General features: G+C 71.8%; 21 protein-coding genes. 9 read left to right on the top strand and 12 right to left on the bottom strand.

The window, feature by feature from the left end:
* Positions 1 to 78: 78 nt before the first annotated feature.
* The 4 genes from ACWEN0_RS48095 to ACWEN0_RS48080 are packed head-to-tail and all read left to right on the top strand — an operon-like array spanning position 79 to position 4,220.
* Complete coding sequence (locus ACWEN0_RS48095; protein WP_451988453.1) at positions 79 to 639, top strand: flavin reductase family protein; 561 nt, start codon at positions 79 to 81, stop codon at positions 637 to 639.
* Positions 640 to 658: 19 nt separating this feature from the next.
* Positions 659 to 2,215, top strand: a complete 1,557-nt coding sequence (locus ACWEN0_RS48090; protein WP_451988452.1) for a 4-hydroxyphenylacetate 3-hydroxylase family protein — start codon at positions 659 to 661, stop codon at positions 2,213 to 2,215.
* A gap of 14 nt (positions 2,216 to 2,229) precedes the next feature.
* Positions 2,230 to 3,075 (top strand): catechol 1,2-dioxygenase, encoded by an 846-nt coding sequence (catA, locus tag ACWEN0_RS48085; protein ID WP_451988451.1) that lies wholly within the window; start codon positions 2,230 to 2,232, stop codon positions 3,073 to 3,075.
* A gap of 26 nt (positions 3,076 to 3,101) precedes the next feature.
* A complete protein-coding gene (locus ACWEN0_RS48080) occupies positions 3,102 to 4,220 on the top strand; it encodes a muconate/chloromuconate family cycloisomerase (protein ID WP_451988450.1) in 1,119 nt (372 codons plus the stop codon).
* Here ACWEN0_RS48080 and ACWEN0_RS48075 read toward each other — a convergent pair whose 3' ends face one another.
* The 4 genes from ACWEN0_RS48075 to ACWEN0_RS48060 are packed head-to-tail and all read right to left on the bottom strand — an operon-like array spanning position 4,221 to position 8,985.
* Positions 4,221 to 5,303, bottom strand: a complete 1,083-nt coding sequence (locus tag ACWEN0_RS48075; RefSeq protein WP_451988449.1) for an Rv2629 family ribosome hibernation factor — start codon at positions 5,301 to 5,303, stop codon at positions 4,221 to 4,223.
* A 12-nt stretch (positions 5,304 to 5,315) separates the two neighbouring features.
* Positions 5,316 to 7,106 (bottom strand): thiamine pyrophosphate-requiring protein, encoded by a 1,791-nt coding sequence (locus ACWEN0_RS48070; protein WP_451988448.1) that lies wholly within the window; start codon positions 7,104 to 7,106, stop codon positions 5,316 to 5,318.
* Between the two features lie 29 nt (positions 7,107 to 7,135).
* Complete coding sequence (locus tag ACWEN0_RS48065; RefSeq protein ID WP_451988447.1) at positions 7,136 to 7,684, bottom strand: hypothetical protein; 549 nt, start codon at positions 7,682 to 7,684, stop codon at positions 7,136 to 7,138.
* A gap of 11 nt (positions 7,685 to 7,695) precedes the next feature.
* Positions 7,696 to 8,985, bottom strand: coding sequence for an NAD(P)/FAD-dependent oxidoreductase (locus ACWEN0_RS48060; RefSeq protein WP_451988446.1), 1,290 nt, complete (start codon positions 8,983 to 8,985; stop codon positions 7,696 to 7,698).
* 168 nt (positions 8,986 to 9,153) lie between these two features.
* On the opposite strand from ACWEN0_RS48060, the gene ACWEN0_RS48055 reads away from it, so the two are divergent.
* Entirely contained in the window at positions 9,154 to 9,525 is a 372-nt protein-coding gene (locus ACWEN0_RS48055; protein ID WP_451988445.1) for an STAS domain-containing protein, read from the top strand.
* Between the two features lie 48 nt (positions 9,526 to 9,573).
* Here ACWEN0_RS48055 and ACWEN0_RS48050 read toward each other — a convergent pair whose 3' ends face one another.
* The 3 genes from ACWEN0_RS48050 to ACWEN0_RS48040 are packed head-to-tail and all read right to left on the bottom strand — an operon-like array spanning position 9,574 to position 10,552.
* A complete protein-coding gene (locus ACWEN0_RS48050) occupies positions 9,574 to 9,837 on the bottom strand; it encodes a DUF4235 domain-containing protein (protein WP_451988444.1) in 264 nt (87 codons plus the stop codon).
* The gene (locus tag ACWEN0_RS48045) at positions 9,834 to 10,142 is read right to left on the bottom strand and encodes a DUF3618 domain-containing protein (protein ID WP_451988443.1); all 309 of its coding nucleotides are present in this window, start codon (positions 10,140 to 10,142) and stop codon (positions 9,834 to 9,836) included. Before ACWEN0_RS48045 ends, ACWEN0_RS48050 begins: the two co-directional genes overlap by 4 nt.
* Positions 10,139 to 10,552 carry a phage holin family protein gene (locus tag ACWEN0_RS48040; protein ID WP_451988442.1) on the bottom strand — a complete coding sequence of 138 codons (414 nt, stop codon included), beginning with the start codon at positions 10,550 to 10,552 and terminating at the stop codon, positions 10,139 to 10,141. The genes ACWEN0_RS48045 and ACWEN0_RS48040 overlap by 4 nt, the downstream gene beginning before the upstream one ends.
* A gap of 115 nt (positions 10,553 to 10,667) precedes the next feature.
* Between ACWEN0_RS48040 and ACWEN0_RS48035 the strand changes: the two genes are divergently transcribed.
* The 3 genes from ACWEN0_RS48035 (at position 10,668) to ACWEN0_RS48025 (ending at position 12,580) form a co-directional block, all read left to right on the top strand.
* Positions 10,668 to 11,129 (top strand): SRPBCC family protein, encoded by a 462-nt coding sequence (locus tag ACWEN0_RS48035; protein WP_451988441.1) that lies wholly within the window; start codon positions 10,668 to 10,670, stop codon positions 11,127 to 11,129.
* A gap of 76 nt (positions 11,130 to 11,205) precedes the next feature.
* Entirely contained in the window at positions 11,206 to 12,042 is an 837-nt protein-coding gene (locus ACWEN0_RS48030; RefSeq protein ID WP_451988440.1) for an aldo/keto reductase, read from the top strand.
* A 70-nt stretch (positions 12,043 to 12,112) separates the two neighbouring features.
* The gene (locus tag ACWEN0_RS48025; protein ID WP_451988439.1) at positions 12,113 to 12,580 is read left to right on the top strand and encodes a hypothetical protein; all 468 of its coding nucleotides are present in this window, start codon (positions 12,113 to 12,115) and stop codon (positions 12,578 to 12,580) included.
* A gap of 64 nt (positions 12,581 to 12,644) precedes the next feature.
* Here ACWEN0_RS48025 and ACWEN0_RS48020 read toward each other — a convergent pair whose 3' ends face one another.
* Both ACWEN0_RS48020 and ACWEN0_RS48015 read right to left on the bottom strand, forming a co-directional pair.
* On the bottom strand, positions 12,645 to 13,445 hold the full coding sequence (locus tag ACWEN0_RS48020; protein WP_451988438.1) for an ANTAR domain-containing protein: 801 nt from the start codon (positions 13,443 to 13,445) through the stop codon (positions 12,645 to 12,647).
* 68 nt (positions 13,446 to 13,513) lie between these two features.
* Positions 13,514 to 14,041, bottom strand: coding sequence for a hemerythrin domain-containing protein (locus tag ACWEN0_RS48015; protein ID WP_451988437.1), 528 nt, complete (start codon positions 14,039 to 14,041; stop codon positions 13,514 to 13,516).
* Positions 14,042 to 14,166: 125 nt separating this feature from the next.
* On the opposite strand from ACWEN0_RS48015, the gene ACWEN0_RS48010 reads away from it, so the two are divergent.
* Positions 14,167 to 15,684: a CYTH and CHAD domain-containing protein gene (locus ACWEN0_RS48010; RefSeq protein WP_451988436.1), complete on the top strand. Its 1,518-nt coding sequence runs from the start codon at positions 14,167 to 14,169 to the stop codon at positions 15,682 to 15,684.
* A gap of 28 nt (positions 15,685 to 15,712) precedes the next feature.
* Here the strand turns inward: ACWEN0_RS48010 and ACWEN0_RS48005 are convergent, their stop codons facing one another.
* The 3 genes from ACWEN0_RS48005 to ACWEN0_RS47995 form a co-directional block, all read right to left on the bottom strand.
* Positions 15,713 to 16,504, bottom strand: a complete 792-nt coding sequence (locus ACWEN0_RS48005) for a SigB/SigF/SigG family RNA polymerase sigma factor (RefSeq protein WP_451988435.1) — start codon at positions 16,502 to 16,504, stop codon at positions 15,713 to 15,715.
* Positions 16,501 to 16,950: an anti-sigma factor gene (locus ACWEN0_RS48000; RefSeq protein ID WP_451988434.1), complete on the bottom strand. Its 450-nt coding sequence runs from the start codon at positions 16,948 to 16,950 to the stop codon at positions 16,501 to 16,503. Before ACWEN0_RS48000 ends, ACWEN0_RS48005 begins: the two co-directional genes overlap by 4 nt.
* A gap of 62 nt (positions 16,951 to 17,012) precedes the next feature.
* A complete protein-coding gene (locus ACWEN0_RS47995; protein WP_451988433.1) occupies positions 17,013 to 17,342 on the bottom strand; it encodes a plasmid stabilization protein in 330 nt (109 codons plus the stop codon).
* Between the last annotated feature and the right edge of the window lie 31 nt (positions 17,343 to 17,373).

Raw genomic sequence — 17,373 nt, 5'->3', positions numbered from 1 at the left:
CGGACGCGCCGGGGGACTCTCCTTAACGTGTCCGCATAGCGTTCATCATGTACGCAAAGCGTACAGGAGGGAAGAGCAATGACGCTCGACCAGCGCCAAGTCCGCGACGCCTTCGGCCGGTTCGCCACCGGCGTCACCGTCGTGACGTGCCGCAACGAGCGGGGCGAGCCCCACGGCGCGACGGTGAACGCGTTCACCGCCGTCTCCCTGGAGCCGGCCCTGTGCCAGGTGACGCTGACGCGGCGGTCGAAGGCCTGCCGCTACCTGGACGGCGCGCCGTTCGCGGTCAACGTCCTCGCCGCCGACCAGCTCGACACGGCGTGGCACTTCGCCGGCCGCCCGCAGGACCGGGCGCCGGACTGGGCCGAGGGCGTGGTGGCGCCGGTGCTGACCGGCACCGCGGCCACGATCTCGTGCCGCCCGTGGCGCCTCTACGACGGCGGTGACCACCTCATCGTCGTCGGCGAGGTCGAGCACCTGGAAACCAGCGACGCCGACCCGTTGCTGTTCTTCGCCGGCGGGTTCCGCGAACTCGGCCCGCGCGGCCACGCCCACTGGTCGGCCTCGGTCGACTGCCCCGACCTCGGCTGGTTCGGCTCGGCCGCCGACTTCGCCCCGCTCACCGCCGCTTCTCAGTAACCGACGAAGGGTTTGCCCGATGACCATCCAAGAGCAGGACGCGCCCGCCGCGGTGCGCACCACCCGGCCGATGACCGGCGACGAGTACGTCGAGTCCATCCGCGACGGCCGCGAAGTGTTCATCTACGGCGACAAGGTCGACGACGTCACCACGCACCCCGCGTTCCGCAACTCGGTGCGGATGACCGCGCGGCTCTACGACGCCCTGCACGACCCGGAGCAGCAGTCCGTGCTCACCGCGCCGACCGACACCGGCAGCAGCGGCTTCACCCACCCGTTCTTCCGCACGCCGAAGTCCCAGGCGGACCTGTTCGCCGACCGCGACGCGATCGTCGCGTGGGCGCGGATGACCTACGGCTGGATGGGCCGCAGCCCGGACTACAAGGCCGCGTTCCTCGGCACGCTGGGCGCGAACTCCGACTTCTACGAGCCGTTCGCGGACAACGCCCGGCGCTGGTACACCGAGTCGCAGGAAAAGGTCCTGTACTGGAACCACGCGATCATCAACCCGCCGGTGGACCGCGACCGCAACCCCGACGACGTCAAGGACCTGTTCATCCACGTCGAGGAGGAGCGCGACGACGGCCTGATCGTCTCCGGCGCCAAGGTCGTCGCGACCGGCTCGGCGATCACCAACTACAACTTCATCGCCCACTACGGCCTGCCGATCAAGAAACGCGAGTTCGCGCTGGTCTGCACGGTGCCGATGGGCGCGCCGGGGATGAAGCTGATCTGCCGCAACTCCTACTCGAACGTCGCGGACGCGACGTCGGGCCCGTTCGACTACCCGCTGTCGAGCCGGTTCGACGAGAACGACACGATCTTCATCCTCGACAAGGTGAAGATCCCGTGGGAGAACGTCTTCATCTACGGCGACGCCGAAAAGGCGAGCACCTTCTTCCCGGGCTCGGGCTTCCTGCACCGCTTCACCTTCCACGGCGTCGCGCGGCTGGCCGTCAAGCTCGACTTCATCGCCGGGCTGCTGATGAAGGGCGTGGAAGTCACCGGCACCAAGGACTTCCGCGGCATCCAGACCCGCGTCGGCGAGGTCATCGGCTGGCGCAACATGTTCTGGGCCCTGTCGGACGCGATGGCGGCGAACCCGGACGAGTGGAAGAACGGCGCGGTCCTGCCGCACCTGGACTACGGCCTGGCCTACCGCTGGTTCATGACGCTGGGCTACCCGCGCATCCGCGAGATCATCCTGCAGGACCTCGGGTCCGCGCTGATCTACCTGCCGTCGTCGGCGAAGGACTTCTCCTCACCCGAGATCCGGCCGTACCTCGACCAGTACGTCCGCGGCTCGAACGGCTACGACTCCGTCGAGCGCGTCAAGCTCATGAAGCTGATCTGGGACTCGATCGGCAGCGAGTTCGGCGGCCGCCACGAGCTCTACGAGCGCAACTACTCCGGCAACCACGAAGGCGTGCGCGCCGAACTGCTCTTCGCCGCGCAGCAGTCCGGCTCGGCCGAGGCGATGAAGGGCTTCGCCGAGCAGTGCATGGCCGAGTACGACCTCGACGGCTGGACCGTCCCCGACCTCTACAACCCCGGCGCCACCTCCCTTTCCCGCTGAGCGGAGGACCGAAGATGACCACCACCGACCACGCACCCACCGCGGCGGGCTCGGGCAGCTCCGCCAGCCAGGCCTTCCGCGCCGCCACCCGCGAGACCCAGGAGGTGCCGCCGGAGCGGGTCGACGAAGTCGCCCGCGCCGTCCTGCTCGGCGTGCACCAGGCCATCCGCGAGCACGACGTCACCTACCCGGAGTTCCAGGCCGCGAAGCAGTGGCTGATGGACGTCGGCGAGGGCGGCGAATGGCCGCTGTTCCTGGACGTCTTCGTCGAGCACGTCGTCGAGGAGGTCGCGGCGCGCACCCAGGACGGGACCAAGGGCAGCATCCAGGGCCCGTACTACCTGCCGGGCCAGGAGAAACTGCCGTGGCAGTCGGCGCTGCCGATGCGCTCGGACGAGAAGGGCACCCCGCTCGTCTTCACCGGTCAGGTGCGCGACACCGACGGAACCCCGGTCGCCGCGGCGGAGCTGGACATCTGGCACGCCGACGACGACGGCTACTACTCCGGCTTCGCCCCGGACATCCCGGACGGCAACCTGCGCGGCGTCGTCGTGAGCGACGGGCAGGGCCGGTTCGAGATCACCACGGTGCGGCCCGCGCCGTACCGGATCCCGACCGACGGGCCGACCGGCAAGCTGATCGCGGCGGCCGGCTGGCACGCGTGGCGCCCGGCGCACCTGCACCTCATGGTGCGCGCGCCCGGGTACCGCACGATCACCACGCAGCTCTACTTCCAGGGCGGGGAGTGGCTCGACAGCGACGTCGCCGAAGCCACCAAGCCGGAGCTCGTGCTCGACCCGCGGCCGGGGGAGGACGGCCGGCTGCGCGCGACGTACGACTTCGTGCTCGAACGCGCCTGACATCCCTTCAGCCGAAACGAGGAGCGATGACCGACCTGGGGATCGAGCGTGTCGAGACGGTGCTGCTGGACGTGCCGCTGCGCCGTCCGCACCGCTTCGCCCGCACCGGCATGGCCGCGCAGCCGGTGCTGCTGGTGTTCGTCCGCACCCGCGGCGGCGCCGTCGGCGTCGGCGAGGGCGTGGTGCCGGGCGGGCCGTGGTGGGGCGGCGAGTCGGTGGAGACCATGCGGCTCGTCGTGGAGCGCTACTTCACGCCGGTCCTGCTCGGCCGCCGGGTGGACGACGTCGCCGGGATCCTGCGTGATCTCGGCGACGTCGTCGCGGCCAACCTCTACGCGAAGGCGGCGGTGGAGGTGGCGTTGCACGACGCCTGGGCCCGCGCGCTCGGGGTGCCGGTGCACACGCTGCTGGGCGGTCTCGCGCGGCGGTCGGTGCCGGTGACCTGGGCGCTGGGCACTGAGCCGGCGCCGGTCGTGGCCGACGAAGCCCTCGCGAAGCTCGACGCCGGGCACCGCAGCTTCAAGCTCAAGATGGGCGCCCTCGACCCGGCCGACGACGTCGCACGAGTCTGCGCGGTGGCCGAGAAGCTCGTCGGGGTGGCGAGCGTGCGGGTGGACCTCAACGCGCGCTGGGACCTGCTGACGTCGCTGAAGTACCTGCCCCGGCTGGCGGACGCGGGCGTCGACCTGGTCGAACAGCCGGTGCCGGGCGCGGAGGTGGAGGCGCTCGCCGAGATCAACCACGCGCTGCCGATCCCGGTGATGGCGGACGAAAGCCTCCGCACCCCCGGCGACGGTCTGCGGCTGGCGCGCCTGCGCGCCGCCGACGTGTTCTCCCTCAAGACGACGAAGTCCGGTGGCCTCCGGGCGACGCGGGCGATCGCGGAGGTCGCCGCCGCCGCGGGAATCCCCTGCCACGCGGGGACTTCCATCGAAAGCCCGGTCGGCACGGCGGCGTCGCTCCAGCTGGCCTGCACCGCGCCGGCGGTGACCTGGGGGAGCGAGCTGTTCGGCCCGCTGCTGATGAGCGACGAACTCCTGACCACGCCGCTGCGCTACGAAGACGGCGAACTGCACCTGCCCGACGGCCCCGGCCTCGGCGTGGAGCTCGACGAAGGTGCGGTCCGCCGTCTTCGGCGGTCGTGATCAGGCGTGCCGCAGCAGGGCGCCGAAGCCTTCCCAGAGCTCGAGGCGTTCGTCCAGGACCACGACGTCCGCTCCGGTGGCGACCGCCGCGAACGGGATCGCCTCGTCGGCCCGGTGTTCCTCCGGTTCGGGCACGCCCAGGGCCTGCAGGCCGGCCTTGCCCACGGCGACCTGCGCCGGCTCCGGGCCGGTGAACACCGAGGTGTCGCCCGGCGAGCCCACCAGCAGCGTGGCCACGTTCGCCTCGTTCAGCGCCGTCGCCACGGCTTCGAGACCGCTGACGGCCAGCCCGGACTCGCGGCCGGACTCCGCCCGGAACGTCTCGGCGACGTCGTCGAGACCGGCGAGCCGACGGCCGGCCAGCACCTCGTGGACCTGCCGGTCCAGCTCGTCGCGCGACGAACCCGGGGCGCGGCCGGCGCCCTCGACCTCGGTGGTGATCCGGCGGACCGCCTCCGGCAGCCGTTCGTGGAGCGTGCTGCGGGCCTGCACTTCGCCGGCCAGGAACACCACTTCGGCACGAATGCGTTCGGCGGCCTTGGCGACGTGCTGGGCGACCGCGTCGAGGTTCTGACGGGCGGTTTCGCCGATCTGCTTCTCGCGGTGGTCGGGACCGCTGCCACCCTGGACCGCGGGCGGATCTTCGCCGTCGATCGTCTCGGTGTGCGGCGCGCCGCGGCCGTGCTCGGTGACATCGGCGCCCACCTGGTCGGTGACGACGACGAGGTAGGGCAGGGTGTCGGCTTCGTGCGTCGCGAGGGGCAGCAGGTACGGCAACGCGGAGAAGCGCGCCACCTGGGACGGCGGCGGTGCGGCCAGCCGCCGGTCGAGCAGGACCGAGCCGTGCGCGGCGACGATGCTGCGGCCGGCCTTGCCGACGGGCGGCTCGCGGTCGCGTGCGGCCCGCAGGACGGCGTCGATCGTCGCCTGGTCGGCGTGCTGGTCGCTCAGGGCCGCTTCGACCTCCTTCAACCGGAGTTCGAGCTGTTTCGCGGCGTCCTCCGTGTCGTGCGACTCGTCGAAGTGCACGGACGCGAACGGCCCGCCGGCCGTGGTCAGATCGCGCAACGCGGATGTGTCCACAGTGGACTCCCTTCAGCGGTGGGTCGGCAGGAGCTCCTGCAGTTTCGTCTTGATGCCCTGGGTGACCAGGTGCCAGGCGTTCGGGTCGCCCTTGAGCACCGCTTCGGTCATCGACTTCAGCTGTTCGGTCGTGGCGTGCGGCGGGATCGGCGGCACCTCGGGGTCGCACCGGACGTCGAGCACGGTCGGCACGCCGGAGCCGAGCGCCGCGGTCCACGCGTCGCCGAGCTGGTCGGGGTCGTCGACCGGGATGCCGCGCAAGCCGATGCTGCGCGCGAAGTCCGCATAGGACACTTCGGGCAGTGACTGGGACTGCTCGAACTTCGGCGCCCCGCCCATCGCGCGCAGCTCCCAGGTGACCTGGTTGAGGTCGCCGTTGTGGAAGACGCAGACGACCAGCCGCTGATCGGCCCACCGCTCGCGGTAGCGGGCGATGGTGAGCAGCTCCGCCATGCCGTTCATCTGCATGGCGCCGTCACCGGTCAGCGCGACGACCGGGCGGTCCGGGTGGGCGAACTTCGCGCCGATCGCGTACGGCACCGCCGGGCCCATGGTGGCCAGCGTGCCGGACAGCGACGCGCGCATCCGGCCGCGGATCCGCAGGTTGCGGGCGTACCAGTTGGTGGCCGAGCCGGAGTCGGCGGTGACGATCGCGTCGTCGGGGATCCGCTCGGACAGCTCGTGCACGATCCGCATCGGGTTGACCGGGTCCGCGGTCAGCATCGCCTGCCGTTCGACGGTCTCGTTCCACTCGGTGACGTTGTGCGCGATCTTGCCCTGCCACGACGTGTCGGTCTTGCGCTCGAGCAGGGGCAGCAGCCGCTCGAGGGTGGTCTTGGCGTCGCCGAGCAGGTTCACCTCGGTGGGGTAGCGCAGGCCGAGGAACCGCGCGTCGACGTCGATCTGGACCGCCCGGGCCTGCCCGAACTCCGGCAGGAACTGGGAGTACGGGAAGCCGGAGCCGATGATGACCAGCGTGTCGCAGTCGCGCATCAGCTCGTAGCTGGGCCGGGTGCCGAGCAGGCCGATCGAGCCGGTCACGTACGGCAGGTCGTCGGGCAGGACGTCCTTGCCCAGCAACGCCTTCGCGATCCCCGCACCGGTCAGGTCGGCCAGCTCGCGCAGCTCGGTGACGGCGTTGCGGGCGCCCTGGCCGACGAGCACGGCGACCCGCTCGCCGGCGTTGATCACCGCGGCGGCGCGCGCGAGCTCGTCGGCGGGCGGCACGACGCTCGCCCGCGGGTGGAACGGCGGGCTGGAGGGCACGTGCTTGAACGCGTGCTTCGGCGCTTCGTACGGTTCTTCCTGCAGGTCGGCCGGGATGATCACGGCGGTGGGTGCCCGCTGCGCGATGGCCGTCCGGATCGCCCGGTCGAGCGCGTTCGGCAGCTGCTCGGGCACGTTGACCTCGACGAGGTACTCGCTCGCGACGTCCTTGAACAGCGCCTGCAGGTCGACTTCCTGCTGGTAGCTGCCGCCCATCGCGCTGCGCGCGGTCTGCCCGACGATCGCGACGACCGGGACGTGGTCGAGCTTCGCGTCGTAGAGGCCGTTGAGCAGGTGGATCGCGCCGGGGCCGGAGGTCGCCATGCACACGCCGGGCCTGCCGCTGAACTTCGCGTAGCCGACGGCGGCGAAGGCGGCCATCTCCTCGTGTCGCGTTTGGACGAACCGGGGCGAGTCATCCGCCTTCCCGAACGCGGTGACGAGGCCGTTGATCCCGTCCCCGGGGTAGGCGAAGACCTGGTCGACGTCCCATTCACGCAGTCTGGCCAGCAGGTGGTCCGCAACGGTGTCGCTCATGCCCGGCGGTTACCGCCCGTGCCGGCACGCTAAACGTCGCCGAGCGCCGTCCGCACCGCCGCGACCACGTCCGGGTGGCCCAGGGGCAGCGGCGGGGGCACCCGGTCGTCCGGGCGCTCGGTGGTCGACGCGATCAACCGCACGTCCGTGCCCGTCTCGCGCACCCGCGACACGACCTCGTCGTGCTCGCCCAGCCAGTTTTCGTTGGCCTGTTCGGCGTCGCCGGAGGGGAGGAAGGCGTCGGACGCCGGGTCGACCAGCAGCAGCCGCGCGGCCGCGCCCGGGTGGCGTTCGACGAGCTGCAGGGCGTCCGCCGCGAACGGGCCGCTCGCCACGACGGTGATCTCCGGTTCGCCGGGACCGGCGTCACCCATCAGGTCGTCGGCTTCGGAGAGGGCCCCGCCGGCGGGCACGCGGCACCAGAAGATCCCGCGCCGGTCGGCGAGCGGCCGCCAGGTGGCGGGCAGCTCGCCGTGCTTCGCGGCGCCGGCCGGGTCCAGGACGATGACCTTGGGCCCGGCCGGGTCGCCCGCCGTGACGACGGACGGGCCTGCGGACCGCAGTGGTTCGGCGGGCATCGGAAGTCCTCTCAGTGGCGGGGTAGTTCGGGGGAGTCGGTGTCGAGGGGCACCGAGCCGGAGCGCACCAGTCCCAGCTGGACGGTCTGGCGGCCGGCGAGGCGCTCCAAGATCCAGTCGGCGGCCGTGCGGACGCGGTTGCCCGGCATGGCGAACAGGTGGTACGCGCGCGTCACCGCCTTGGCCGGGAGGCCGGACAGCGGGATGTGCAACGGGTTCGCCGCGGCGGCGCCCGCGCCGAGGTCGACGACGAAGCCGAGGTCGTGGTGGCGGTAGGTGCCCGGCGTGCCGTACCCGAGCGACGCCGCGACGTTGCGGCCGGCGAGCTTGCCCTGGCGCTCGGCGTGCTGCGCGGTCATCGCGGTGTACTCGCCGGGGCGGGTGAGGTCGGGGACGGCCGCCGCGTCCCCGGCGGCGAACACGTCGTCCCGGCCGGGCACGTTCAGCCGTTCGGTGACGACCAGCCGGCCCTTCGCCGTTTCGAGCCCCAGGTCGGCCACCAGCGGGTCCGGCCGCACGCCGACGCACCACATGAGGGTGCGGGTCGGCACCGCCTCGCCGGTGGTCAGCGTGACGCCCTTGGTGTCGGCGTGGTCGACCGAGGTCTTCATCAGCACTTCGACCCCGCGGGCGCGCAGCACCTCGTCGGCGGTCCGCCCGAGCCGCTTGCTCAGCTCGGGCAGCACGCGCTCGGCGACGTCCAGCAGCAGCCAGCGGACCTTCTGCCCGGTCAGCTCGGGGTGGCGCGCGACGAGGGCGTCGGTGAACGCCGGCCCCTGCGCGGCCACCTCGGTCCCGGTGTAGCCGGCGCCGACGACGACGAACGTGCAGCGCGCGTCGCGTTCGGCGGGGTCTTCGGTCGCGGCGGCCAGCTCGATCTGGCGCGTGATGTGGTCGCGCAGGTACAGGGCTTCGGGCACGCCGCGGAACCCGTGCGCGTACTCCGGCACACCCGGGATGGGCAGCAGCTTGTTGACGCTGCCCGCGGCGAGCACCAGCCGGTCGTAGCGGATCCGGTGCTCCTGGTCCTCCGGATCGGTGTAGGTGACGTCGCGGGCGTCGAAGTCGACCCCGGTCGCCGTGCCGAGCACCAGCCGGACGCCCGGCAGCGTGTCCGGGATCGACACGGTCACCCGCCGGGGGTCGAGGATGCCGGCCGCGACCTCGGGCAGGAGCGGCAGGTAAAGGAAGTAGTCGGTCGGGTTGAGCACGACGATTTCGACGTCTTCACCGGCTTCTTTGCGCAGGCTCTTCGCGGCGTGATATCCGGCGAAGCCGCCGCCGACGATCAGGACACGCATGGATCTCCTTCCGGGCCGGATGGCCGTCTCCGCCGATTACCCGAGGTCGGGGCCGGGAAACCCGCGGGGTTGACCTGTGGGCGCAGGGGCGTACGGTCAGGGGTGTTGGCTGTTGTTCAGACACGTGCTCCGGTCAGCGCCCCTGAACTCTGCGTATTAGGGAGCGCAATGCACTGCTTTCGCACGATCGAAGAACCGTCGGGCTTGACCTTCACCACTGTGGAACGGCCGGGCGGCATCCGCGTCATCACTTTGGTGGGTGACGTCGACGCGGCCACGGTGGGCGCGCTCGACGAAGCCCTCGCCACGGGCGAGCGGCTGGTCGTCGACCTCAGCCGGGTGGCCTTCCTCAGCTGCGCGGGCGTCCGCTCGCTGCTGGACGCGCACGCGCGCGCCCGGTGCGCCGTCGTCGTCTCCGGGCACGCCGTCTCGCGTTCGCTGGAGGCCACCGGCGCCGACCGGCTGCTGGAGATCCACCCCCGCCTCGGCGGCGCGATCGCCGAGCTGACCCCGGTGCCCGAGCCCGGCCGGGAGGCGTGACCGCACGGCGGTCCCGCCCCCGGCCGTCCACTGTGGACTGACGTCGGCTCAGTCGTCGGGCCACTCCCCGGTGGCCTTGCGGTAGCCGACGGCGCCCGCCCGCTCGGTCGCGGCCTTGACCGCGGCGAAGATCGCGCCCTGCACCGCCGCCGCGATGATCACCTGCTGCCAGGTGTAGTCGCGGTCGGTGGCGTCGGGCGCGTCTTCTTCGCCCGCCACGCGCTTCCAGACCTGCTTGAAGGCCTGGCCGGCGAGCACCCCGCCCAGGGCGCCGATCACCCAGCTCAGCGGCTTGTACACGACCTTGTTCACGATGCGTTCCTCCGGCGCAGGATCAGGCGGATCACGACCAGCAGGCCCAGCACGCCGGCGAAGACCGGCACCGGGTTGCTCCGGACGACGTCGGCGCCCTGGCGGAACTTCACCGCGGTCGGCTCGTTCGTCACGTCGGCGACCTTCGCCGTCGCCTGGTCGAGCTTTTCGTCGACGTTCTCCTTGACCCGGGTCTTCACGTCGAGCTTCTGCCCGAGCGCTTCCAGGGTCTCCGTCAGCTCTTGCCGGGTGGTGTCCCGGTCGAGCCGCGCCTCTTCGGCGTCCTTGGGGAAGTCCCCGTTCATGAGCGCACTCCCTGTTTCACGGTCTCGACGTCTTCGCGGACCCCGCCGATGGCCTCTTCGGGCACCGGCGGAACCCCCTGTGTCACTTCCTTCTTGCCGACGAGCGCCGAGATCCCGGCGACCACGAACAGCGCGACCGCGACGATCACCGCGGCCAGCCAGCCGGGGACCACCAGCGCCAGCGCCAGCACGGCGGCCGCGACCAGCGTGCCGGCGCCGAACAGCGCGAACAGGCCCGCCGCGCCGAACAGCCCGGCACCGAGGCCCATCTTCTTCCCCTTGCGCTGCAGTTCGAACACCGCGAGCCGCATCTCGTCCCGCACGAGCCGCTTGACCTCGGCGGTCAGGTCGTTGACCAGCTCGCCGACCGGGCGGTCGGCGGCGGGCTTTCGGTTCACTTCTTCGATCACGGAACACCTCCTTGTCTGACTCTCCGTGTACCCGGCGTCGCCGTCGCCAACCACGCCGGGTTTGACCGGTCCGAGCCCGGGTAGCCGCAGTGTTCCCACCGACGAGGAGGAGTGCATGAGCACGATCACCGAAATCGTGGACGTGGAAGTCCCCGTTTCGACGGCGTACAACCAGTGGACGCAGTTCGAGGAGTTCCCGAAGTTCATGGAGGGCGTGGAAGAGATCCGCCAGACGGACGCCACCCACACCCACTGGGTGACGCGGTTCGGTGGCGTGACGCGCGAATTCGACGCGACGATCACCGAGCAGCACCCCGACGAGCGGGTCGCCTGGACGTCGGACTCCGGTCCGGACCACGCGGGCGTGATCACGTTCCACCGGCTCGACGACGCCCACACCCGGGTGACCGCCCAGATGGACATCGACCCCGAGGGCTTCGCCGAGAACGTCGCCGACAAGCTCGGCGTCCTCGACCGCCGCGTGAAGGGCGATCTCAAGCGCTTCAAGGAGTTCATCGAACAGCGCGGCCACGAGAGCGGCAGCTGGCGCGGTGACGTGGACCGGCCGGGCCGGTAACTCACGTGGGTGACACGGCGGGGCGGGCACCGTCCCGCCGTGTTTCGCGTCCACGGGCCTCGGGTAGGCCGCCAGCATGACCACCACAGCCGAAGTCCCCACGATCGAGCTGAACAACGGCGTGCGGATCCCGCAGTTCGGGTTCGGCGTGTTCCAGATCCCCCCGGAGAAGACCGCCGGGGCCGTGCGGACCGCGCTCGACGCCGGCTACCGCCACATCGACACGGCCCAGATGTACCGGAACGAGGAGGGGGTCGGCGCGGGCGTCGCGGAGTCGGGGCTCGCACGGGAAGAGGTGTTCGTCACCACGAAGCTGGCGAACGACGCGCACGGCCACGACAACGCCATCACCGCGCTCGAAGGCAGCCTGCGCCGGCTCGGCTTCGACTACGTGGACCTGTACCTGATCCACTGGCCGTTGCCGGACAGGGACAGTTACGTCCGGACCTGGGAAGGCTTCGAAGAGATCCTGCGGGCGGGCAAGGCCCGCGCGATCGGCGTCTCCAACTTCCAGCCCGCGCACCTCGACCGGCTCGCCGAAGAGACCGCCACCGTGCCCGCGGTCAACCAGATCGAGCTGCACCCGGCGTTGCAGCAGACGGAGCTGCGTGCCTACCACCGGGCGCACGGCATCGCCACGGAGGCGTGGAGCCCGTTGGCCCAGGGGGAAGTCCTCGACGACCCGGTCCTGGCCGACCTGGCGGAAAAGCACGGCCGGACCGCCGCGCAGGTGGTGCTGCGCTGGCACATCCAGCTCGGGAACATCGTGTTCCCGAAGTCGGCGTCGCCGGAGCGGATCCGGCAGAACATCGACGTGTTCGGCTTCGAGCTCGACGACGAAGACATGACGGCGATCGGAAAACTCGACGACGGCAGGCGCACCGGCCCCGACCCGGACACGTTCACCGGGTGACGACCGCGTTTCCGTGCGCGACCTCCCGGGTATTTCCCCCGGAGAGGTCCCCCAGGAAGGAGCGTCCGGCATGTCCACCAACGCGTACTTGTCGTTTCTCGCGATCGGAGTGGCGCTGGTCCTGATAGACGGGCAGATCATCTACCGCAGCGGCCGCCGGTACCTCGAGAACTCCTACGGCGACCCCGCGGCCAGCGCTTCGATGACCCGGCTCGTCACGGTGTTGTTCCACCTGGCGACGCTGGGAGTGCTGGCGCTCGTCTCGACCATCGACATGGGCGGCAGCGACCTGCCGGGCGTCGTCGCGCGCCTCGGCGTGCTGCTGCTGATCCTCGCGCTGGCCCACGCCATCACGATCGCCGCGCTGGCCCGCATCCGCGGCGAGCAGGAGGTCGAAGCGGTCGTCCAGCGCGGCGGCCGCCAGCGTGTCGAGCCCGAACAGCAGGGCACGACCGTGACGCCGGTGCCGGGGCAGGAAGGCCGTTACCCGGCCGCGAGCCCGTCGATCGAAGACCGGTACCCGTACACGGCCACCTGAGCCGAACGCGTGGCGAGGGCGGCACTTTCCCACCGGAAGGTGCCGCCCTCGGCCGTGTCCGGGGTCAGTGGTCGGAGACCGGAAGGTCGATCTCGGTGTGCCGGGTCGCGAGGGTGCGCGCCAGGTCGGCCAGCTTGACGTTGAGGTCCTGGGACGTGCGGCGCAGCACGTCGAAGGCTTCGTCGGCGGTGATGCCGCGGCGCTGCATCAGGATGCCCTTGGCCTGGCCGATGACGTCGCGGCTGTCGACCGCGCGGCGCAGGTGCGCCGTCTCCAGCTCGGCCGCGGCCACCGCTTCGGTGTGGGCCAGCGCCAGCGACGCGTGGGTCGTCAGCAGCAGCGCCAGGTCGATGGCCCGCGCGTCGAACGCGCCCGGCCGGCTGGAGTAGACGTTGAGCGCCCCCGACCGGCCGGTCGGGCCGGCGTCCGGGAGCAGGGCGGTGGCCAGGACCGCGTGGTAGCCGTGCTCGGCCGCACCCGGGCCGAACGACGGCCAGCGCGGGTCGCGCGCGAGGTCCTGCGACCAGGCGAGAGCCGGGCCGTCCGGGCGGGACGACTCGACGCACGGGCCTTCGCCGTGCTCGTACTGCAGCTCGTCGATCCGCACCGCGACGGGGTCGGTCTCCACCGGCGTGTGGTAGCGGCCGTCCGGTTCCCGCATGGTGACGCTGACCAGGTCGGCGTCCGGGATGATCGCGCTCGCGGCGCCGACGACGAGCCGCAGCACCCCGCCGACGGTCGGGGTGACGTCGAGCAGGGTCCGGGTGAGCTCGGCGAACTGCCGCGCCAGGGGACCCGCGTGGTGGTCACCGGGCTGCCCGAACCGTGCTCGGTCCCGGGCCCATTCGTCTTCGCCGATGGTCATGCTTCTCGTCGTCCTCCGCTCCGGTCAGGCCTCCATTCAACCCGCGCCGGAGCCCGCCCGCACCACCGTCAACCAGGTGTGTCGGCTTCGCGACGCAACGCGGCCCGCGCGCGGTCGACCAGGCCCGGTCCCGGCCACAGCTGGTCGGCCTGCGGCAGCCGGTCGGCCAGGTCCGGGTGCGGCAGCCGCGGCGCCGCGTCCCGGGCCTCGAGGACCTGCCGGCCGAGCTCCGTCCGCCGCTCGGGGGAACACGTGAGCCGGACCTGGCGCACCGCCGCCGGGCCTTCGTCGCGGACGTGCCGGCGCACGGCGCGGATCACCGCGCCCAGCAGCCGCTCGAACCGCGGCTCCTGGGGGCCCGCGGCCTCGAGCTGCCGCATGACCCGCTCGGCCTCGGCGAGGTCGCCTTCGCCGTCGACAAAGGACTCTTCGGCGACGGCGTGGCGCACCAGCTGCGCGACCAGGTGGTCGGCGAGGTCCTTGCGGTTCTCGGGGCTGCCCTGGCCGAGCTCGAGCTCGGTGCACAGCCGGTCCAGCTCCCGGTGGTCGCCGGCGAGCACGGTGGTCAGGTCGGTTGCGGGCTGGCTGCCGTTCATGCACGCTCCTGGTCCGGACTCGGGATTTCCCGGTCGGATACCCGCTGCTCGCGCGCCGAATCCCGTGTCGGCCGGGGGCCGTCCGGGTATCCGTGCGGCAGAACCGGCCCCCAAGGAGGATTACCATGGCAGCGCCGTCGTCGGTGACCGAGCGCGAGCGCAAGTACGAGATCGTCGCGGGCAGCGGAGTGCCCCGGCTCGTCGGCGTCGCGGGCGTCGAAACCCAGGACGACCCGGTCGAGCAGATCCTCGACGCGTCCTACTACGACACCGGGACCTTCCGGCTCGCCCGCGGCGGCATCACGCTCCGGCGGCGCGTCGGCGGGCACGACGCCGGCTGGCACCTCAAGCTGCCCGTCTCCGCCGACGAGCGGCAGGAGATCCAGCTGCCGCTGGGCGGCGAACCGAACAAGGTCCCGAAACAGCTGCGGCGGCTCGTGCGCGCGTACACACTGGGGGAGAAGCTGGTGCCGATCGCGCACCTGCGCACCGACCGGTTCGCCCACCGCCTGGCCGACGGCGCCGGCCGGACGGTCGCGACCCTCACCGACGACCACGTGACCGGCGAGGCGGGCGGCGAGACCGCGCGGCTCGACGAGTGGCGCGAGCTGGAGCTGGAGCTCGACCCCGGGACCGAACCCGCGCTGCTCGACGAGCTCGACCGGGCGCTCGGCGAAGCCGGTGCCTCGGCCTCGCCGTGGCCCTCGAAGCTGCGGCGCCTGATCGGCGACCGCGTCCCGGCGCCGCCGCGCAGGCGCAAGAAGCCGACGGCGGGTGACGTCGTGCTGGCCGCGTTGCGCGAGCACTACGCCCGGTTGCGCCGGGCGGACGTCGGGGTGCGGCTGGACGTCGAGGACTCCGTGCACCAGATGCGCGTCGCGACGCGCAAGCTCCGCAGTGCGCTCCGCACCTTCGGGTCCATTGTGGACAAGGACGCGACCGCGCCGCTCGCCGCCGAGCTGAAGTGGCTCGGCCGGGAGCTCGCGCCGGCGCGGGACGCGGAGGTCAGTGAGGAACGGCTGCACGAGCAGCTCGACGGTCTCCCGGCGGAGCTCGTGTTCGGGCCGCTGCGCCAGTACCTGACGCGGTACTTCGCCCGCGAGGCCGAAGAAGGGCGTACTCGCGCGATGGCGGCGCTGACCGGCAGGCGGTACCGGGACCTGCTGCGGGCCCTGGACACCGTGGTCGAGGAGCCGCCGCTGACCGCGAAGGCGCGCAAGCCCGCGAAGGACGCCCTGCGCAAGCCGGTGCGCAAGGCCGCCAAGAAGCTGCGTCGCGCCGAGGCGGCCGCGAAGGGCCTGGAAGGCGAAGAGCGCGAGACGGCCTTGCACGAGGTCCGCAAGAAGGCGAAGCGGGCACGCTACGCGGCCGACACGGTGCGGCCGGTGTACGGCGAGAAGCTGCGCGAGTGGCGCAAGAACGTCAGGGCCGTCCAGCGCACGCTGGGCGAGCACCAGGACACCGTGGTCGGCCGGGACGTCCTGCACCACCTCGCCATCGCCGGACACGGCGAAGGCCAGAACACGTTCACGTTCGGGATGCTGTACGCGCAGGACGCCCACACGGCGGAGAAGCTGCGGGAGACGTTCGCGGGCCAGTGGCGGCGGCTCGGGAAGGGCCGCCGGCCCGGCTGGCTCCGCTGAGCCCGGCGAAGGCTGGGACCGGCCGGTCCTAGCCTTCGCCGGTGAGCTTTCCGCGGAGCTGCTCCAGGGTCTGCGAAAGCAGCCGGGAGACGTGCATCTGGGAAATGCCGACGCGGTCGGCGATCTGGGTCTGGGTGAGCCCGCCGAAGAACCGCATGACCAGGATCGCGCGCTCGCGCGCCGGCAGCTCCTTCAGCAGCGGCTGGAGGGCCTCGTGGTTCTCGACCATGGCCATCTCGTGGTCGGGTTCCCCCATGGTGTCCGCCAGCGACAGCGCCTCGGCGTCGTCGTGCACCGGCTTGTCGACCGACAGCGCCTGGTAGGCGTTGCCGGCCAGCAGCCCTTCGCGGACCTCGTCGACGTCCAGCTGCAGGTGCTGGGCCAGCTCGGTCGGCGTCGGGGCGCGGCCCAGGCGCTGGGACAGCACCGCCGAACCCTGGCTCAAGGACAGGTGCAGCTCCTTGAGCCGCCGCGGGACCCGCACCGACCAGCCGGTGTCCCGGAAGTGGCGCCGGACCTCGCCCATGATCGTCGGCACGGCGAAGGACAGGAAGTCGTGGCCGCGCGTCGGGTCGAACCGGTCGACGGCGTTGATCAGGCCGATCCGCGCCACCTGGACCAGGTCTTCCCGGGGTTCGCCCCGGCCGGAGAACCGCGTCGCGATGTGCTCGGCGAGCGGGAGCAGCTCGGTCACGAGCCGGCCCCGGACGACCTCCCGCCGCGGGTCGCCGGGTTCCAGCGTCCCCAGCTCGTCGAACAGCGGTTCGCAGTGGGCGTATTCGTCCGGGCGGTGGAGGAGGGTCTTGCGCTCGCCGCTCACTCGCTCGTTCCCGGGTTCAGCACCAGTTCGATGGTGACGATGCCCGCGCCTCCACCCGGCAAGACGTCGCAGTGCGCGGTCACGGACCGGCTGAGCGTGGTGAGGACGTGCCAGCCGAACGTGCGGTCGCTCGGCGGACGCGGGTCCGTGGAGCGGGTCGAGACGATGACGTGCAGGCCGTCGGCGGCGTGCCGGAACCGGCAGTGCAGCTGGGTGCCGAGCTCGGCCAGCTGCACGAGCTGCGCGCAGGCCTCGTCGACGGCCATCTTGGCGTCGGCGATGGCGTCCAGGCCGAAGTCCGCGCGCGAGACGATGCCGTGCGTGAGCATCCGGACCAGGGGGATCTGCTCCGCCATGGCGGGCAGCCGCAGCTCCACCGGCTCGTCGAGCAGCTCGTCCAGCGACGGTTTACCGCCGTGCGAGCCCTCGCTTCGTATTTCTTCCATGCGGGGGGTACTACCCATCTGGGCGAACGCTGACACTTCGTGATCAGGGGTTTCCGGCTTCGTCACCGGCCCAGCGCCCGTTCGAGTTCCTTCTTGGTCATCGAGGAGCGGCCTTCGATGTTCCGCTTCTTCGCCTCGTTGTAGAGCTGGTCCTTGGTCGGCCCGCCCGGGCCCTTCCGGTTGCCGGACCGCTCGCCGCCGCGCTGCTGCGGGGACTTGTCCTGGATCGACGTCCTGCTGGCCTGCCGGGACTCGCCCGAGCGCGCGCGGTTCTTGTTCACCGTCCGGGCCGCGATCTCCTCGGCGCGTCCGGTGCTCGCGCCGCGGTCCTCGGCCGACTCCTTGATGTGCTCGTACTGGCGTTCGCGCTTGCCGCTCCAGGACTGGGGCATGACCGGCTCCTTCCTCGTCGGGGACGGGGTA

It is taken from the genome of Amycolatopsis sp. NPDC004378 (assembly GCF_053602455.1).
The sequence above is the reverse complement of the archived record's forward strand: the minus strand, read 5'-3'. Positions and strand labels throughout refer to the sequence as shown.

Excerpts from the sequence above, each read along its gene's own strand:
- ACWEN0_RS48095 (WP_451988453.1), top strand. The coding sequence starts at position 79 with ATGACGCTCGACCAGCGCCAAGTCCGCGACGCCTTCGGCCGGTTCGCC.
- ACWEN0_RS48090 (WP_451988452.1), top strand. The coding sequence starts at position 659 with ATGACCATCCAAGAGCAGGACGCGCCCGCCGCGGTGCGCACCACCCGG.
- catA (WP_451988451.1), top strand. The coding sequence starts at position 2,230 with ATGACCACCACCGACCACGCACCCACCGCGGCGGGCTCGGGCAGCTCC.
- ACWEN0_RS48080 (WP_451988450.1), top strand. The coding sequence starts at position 3,102 with ATGACCGACCTGGGGATCGAGCGTGTCGAGACGGTGCTGCTGGACGTG.
- ACWEN0_RS48070 (WP_451988448.1), bottom strand. The coding sequence starts at position 7,106 with ATGAGCGACACCGTTGCGGACCACCTGCTGGCCAGACTGCGTGAATGG.
- ACWEN0_RS48065 (WP_451988447.1), bottom strand. The coding sequence starts at position 7,684 with ATGCCCGCCGAACCACTGCGGTCCGCAGGCCCGTCCGTCGTCACGGCG.
- ACWEN0_RS48060 (WP_451988446.1), bottom strand. The coding sequence starts at position 8,985 with ATGCGTGTCCTGATCGTCGGCGGCGGCTTCGCCGGATATCACGCCGCG.
- ACWEN0_RS48055 (WP_451988445.1), top strand. The coding sequence starts at position 9,154 with ATGCACTGCTTTCGCACGATCGAAGAACCGTCGGGCTTGACCTTCACC.
- ACWEN0_RS48045 (WP_451988443.1), bottom strand. The coding sequence starts at position 10,142 with ATGAACGGGGACTTCCCCAAGGACGCCGAAGAGGCGCGGCTCGACCGG.
- ACWEN0_RS48035 (WP_451988441.1), top strand. The coding sequence starts at position 10,668 with ATGAGCACGATCACCGAAATCGTGGACGTGGAAGTCCCCGTTTCGACG.
- ACWEN0_RS48030 (WP_451988440.1), top strand. The coding sequence starts at position 11,206 with ATGACCACCACAGCCGAAGTCCCCACGATCGAGCTGAACAACGGCGTG.
- ACWEN0_RS48025 (WP_451988439.1), top strand. The coding sequence starts at position 12,113 with ATGTCCACCAACGCGTACTTGTCGTTTCTCGCGATCGGAGTGGCGCTG.
- ACWEN0_RS48020 (WP_451988438.1), bottom strand. The coding sequence starts at position 13,445 with ATGACCATCGGCGAAGACGAATGGGCCCGGGACCGAGCACGGTTCGGG.
- ACWEN0_RS48015 (WP_451988437.1), bottom strand. The coding sequence starts at position 14,041 with ATGAACGGCAGCCAGCCCGCAACCGACCTGACCACCGTGCTCGCCGGC.
- ACWEN0_RS48010 (WP_451988436.1), top strand. The coding sequence starts at position 14,167 with ATGGCAGCGCCGTCGTCGGTGACCGAGCGCGAGCGCAAGTACGAGATC.
- ACWEN0_RS48000 (WP_451988434.1), bottom strand. The coding sequence starts at position 16,950 with ATGGAAGAAATACGAAGCGAGGGCTCGCACGGCGGTAAACCGTCGCTG.
- ACWEN0_RS47995 (WP_451988433.1), bottom strand. The coding sequence starts at position 17,342 with ATGCCCCAGTCCTGGAGCGGCAAGCGCGAACGCCAGTACGAGCACATC.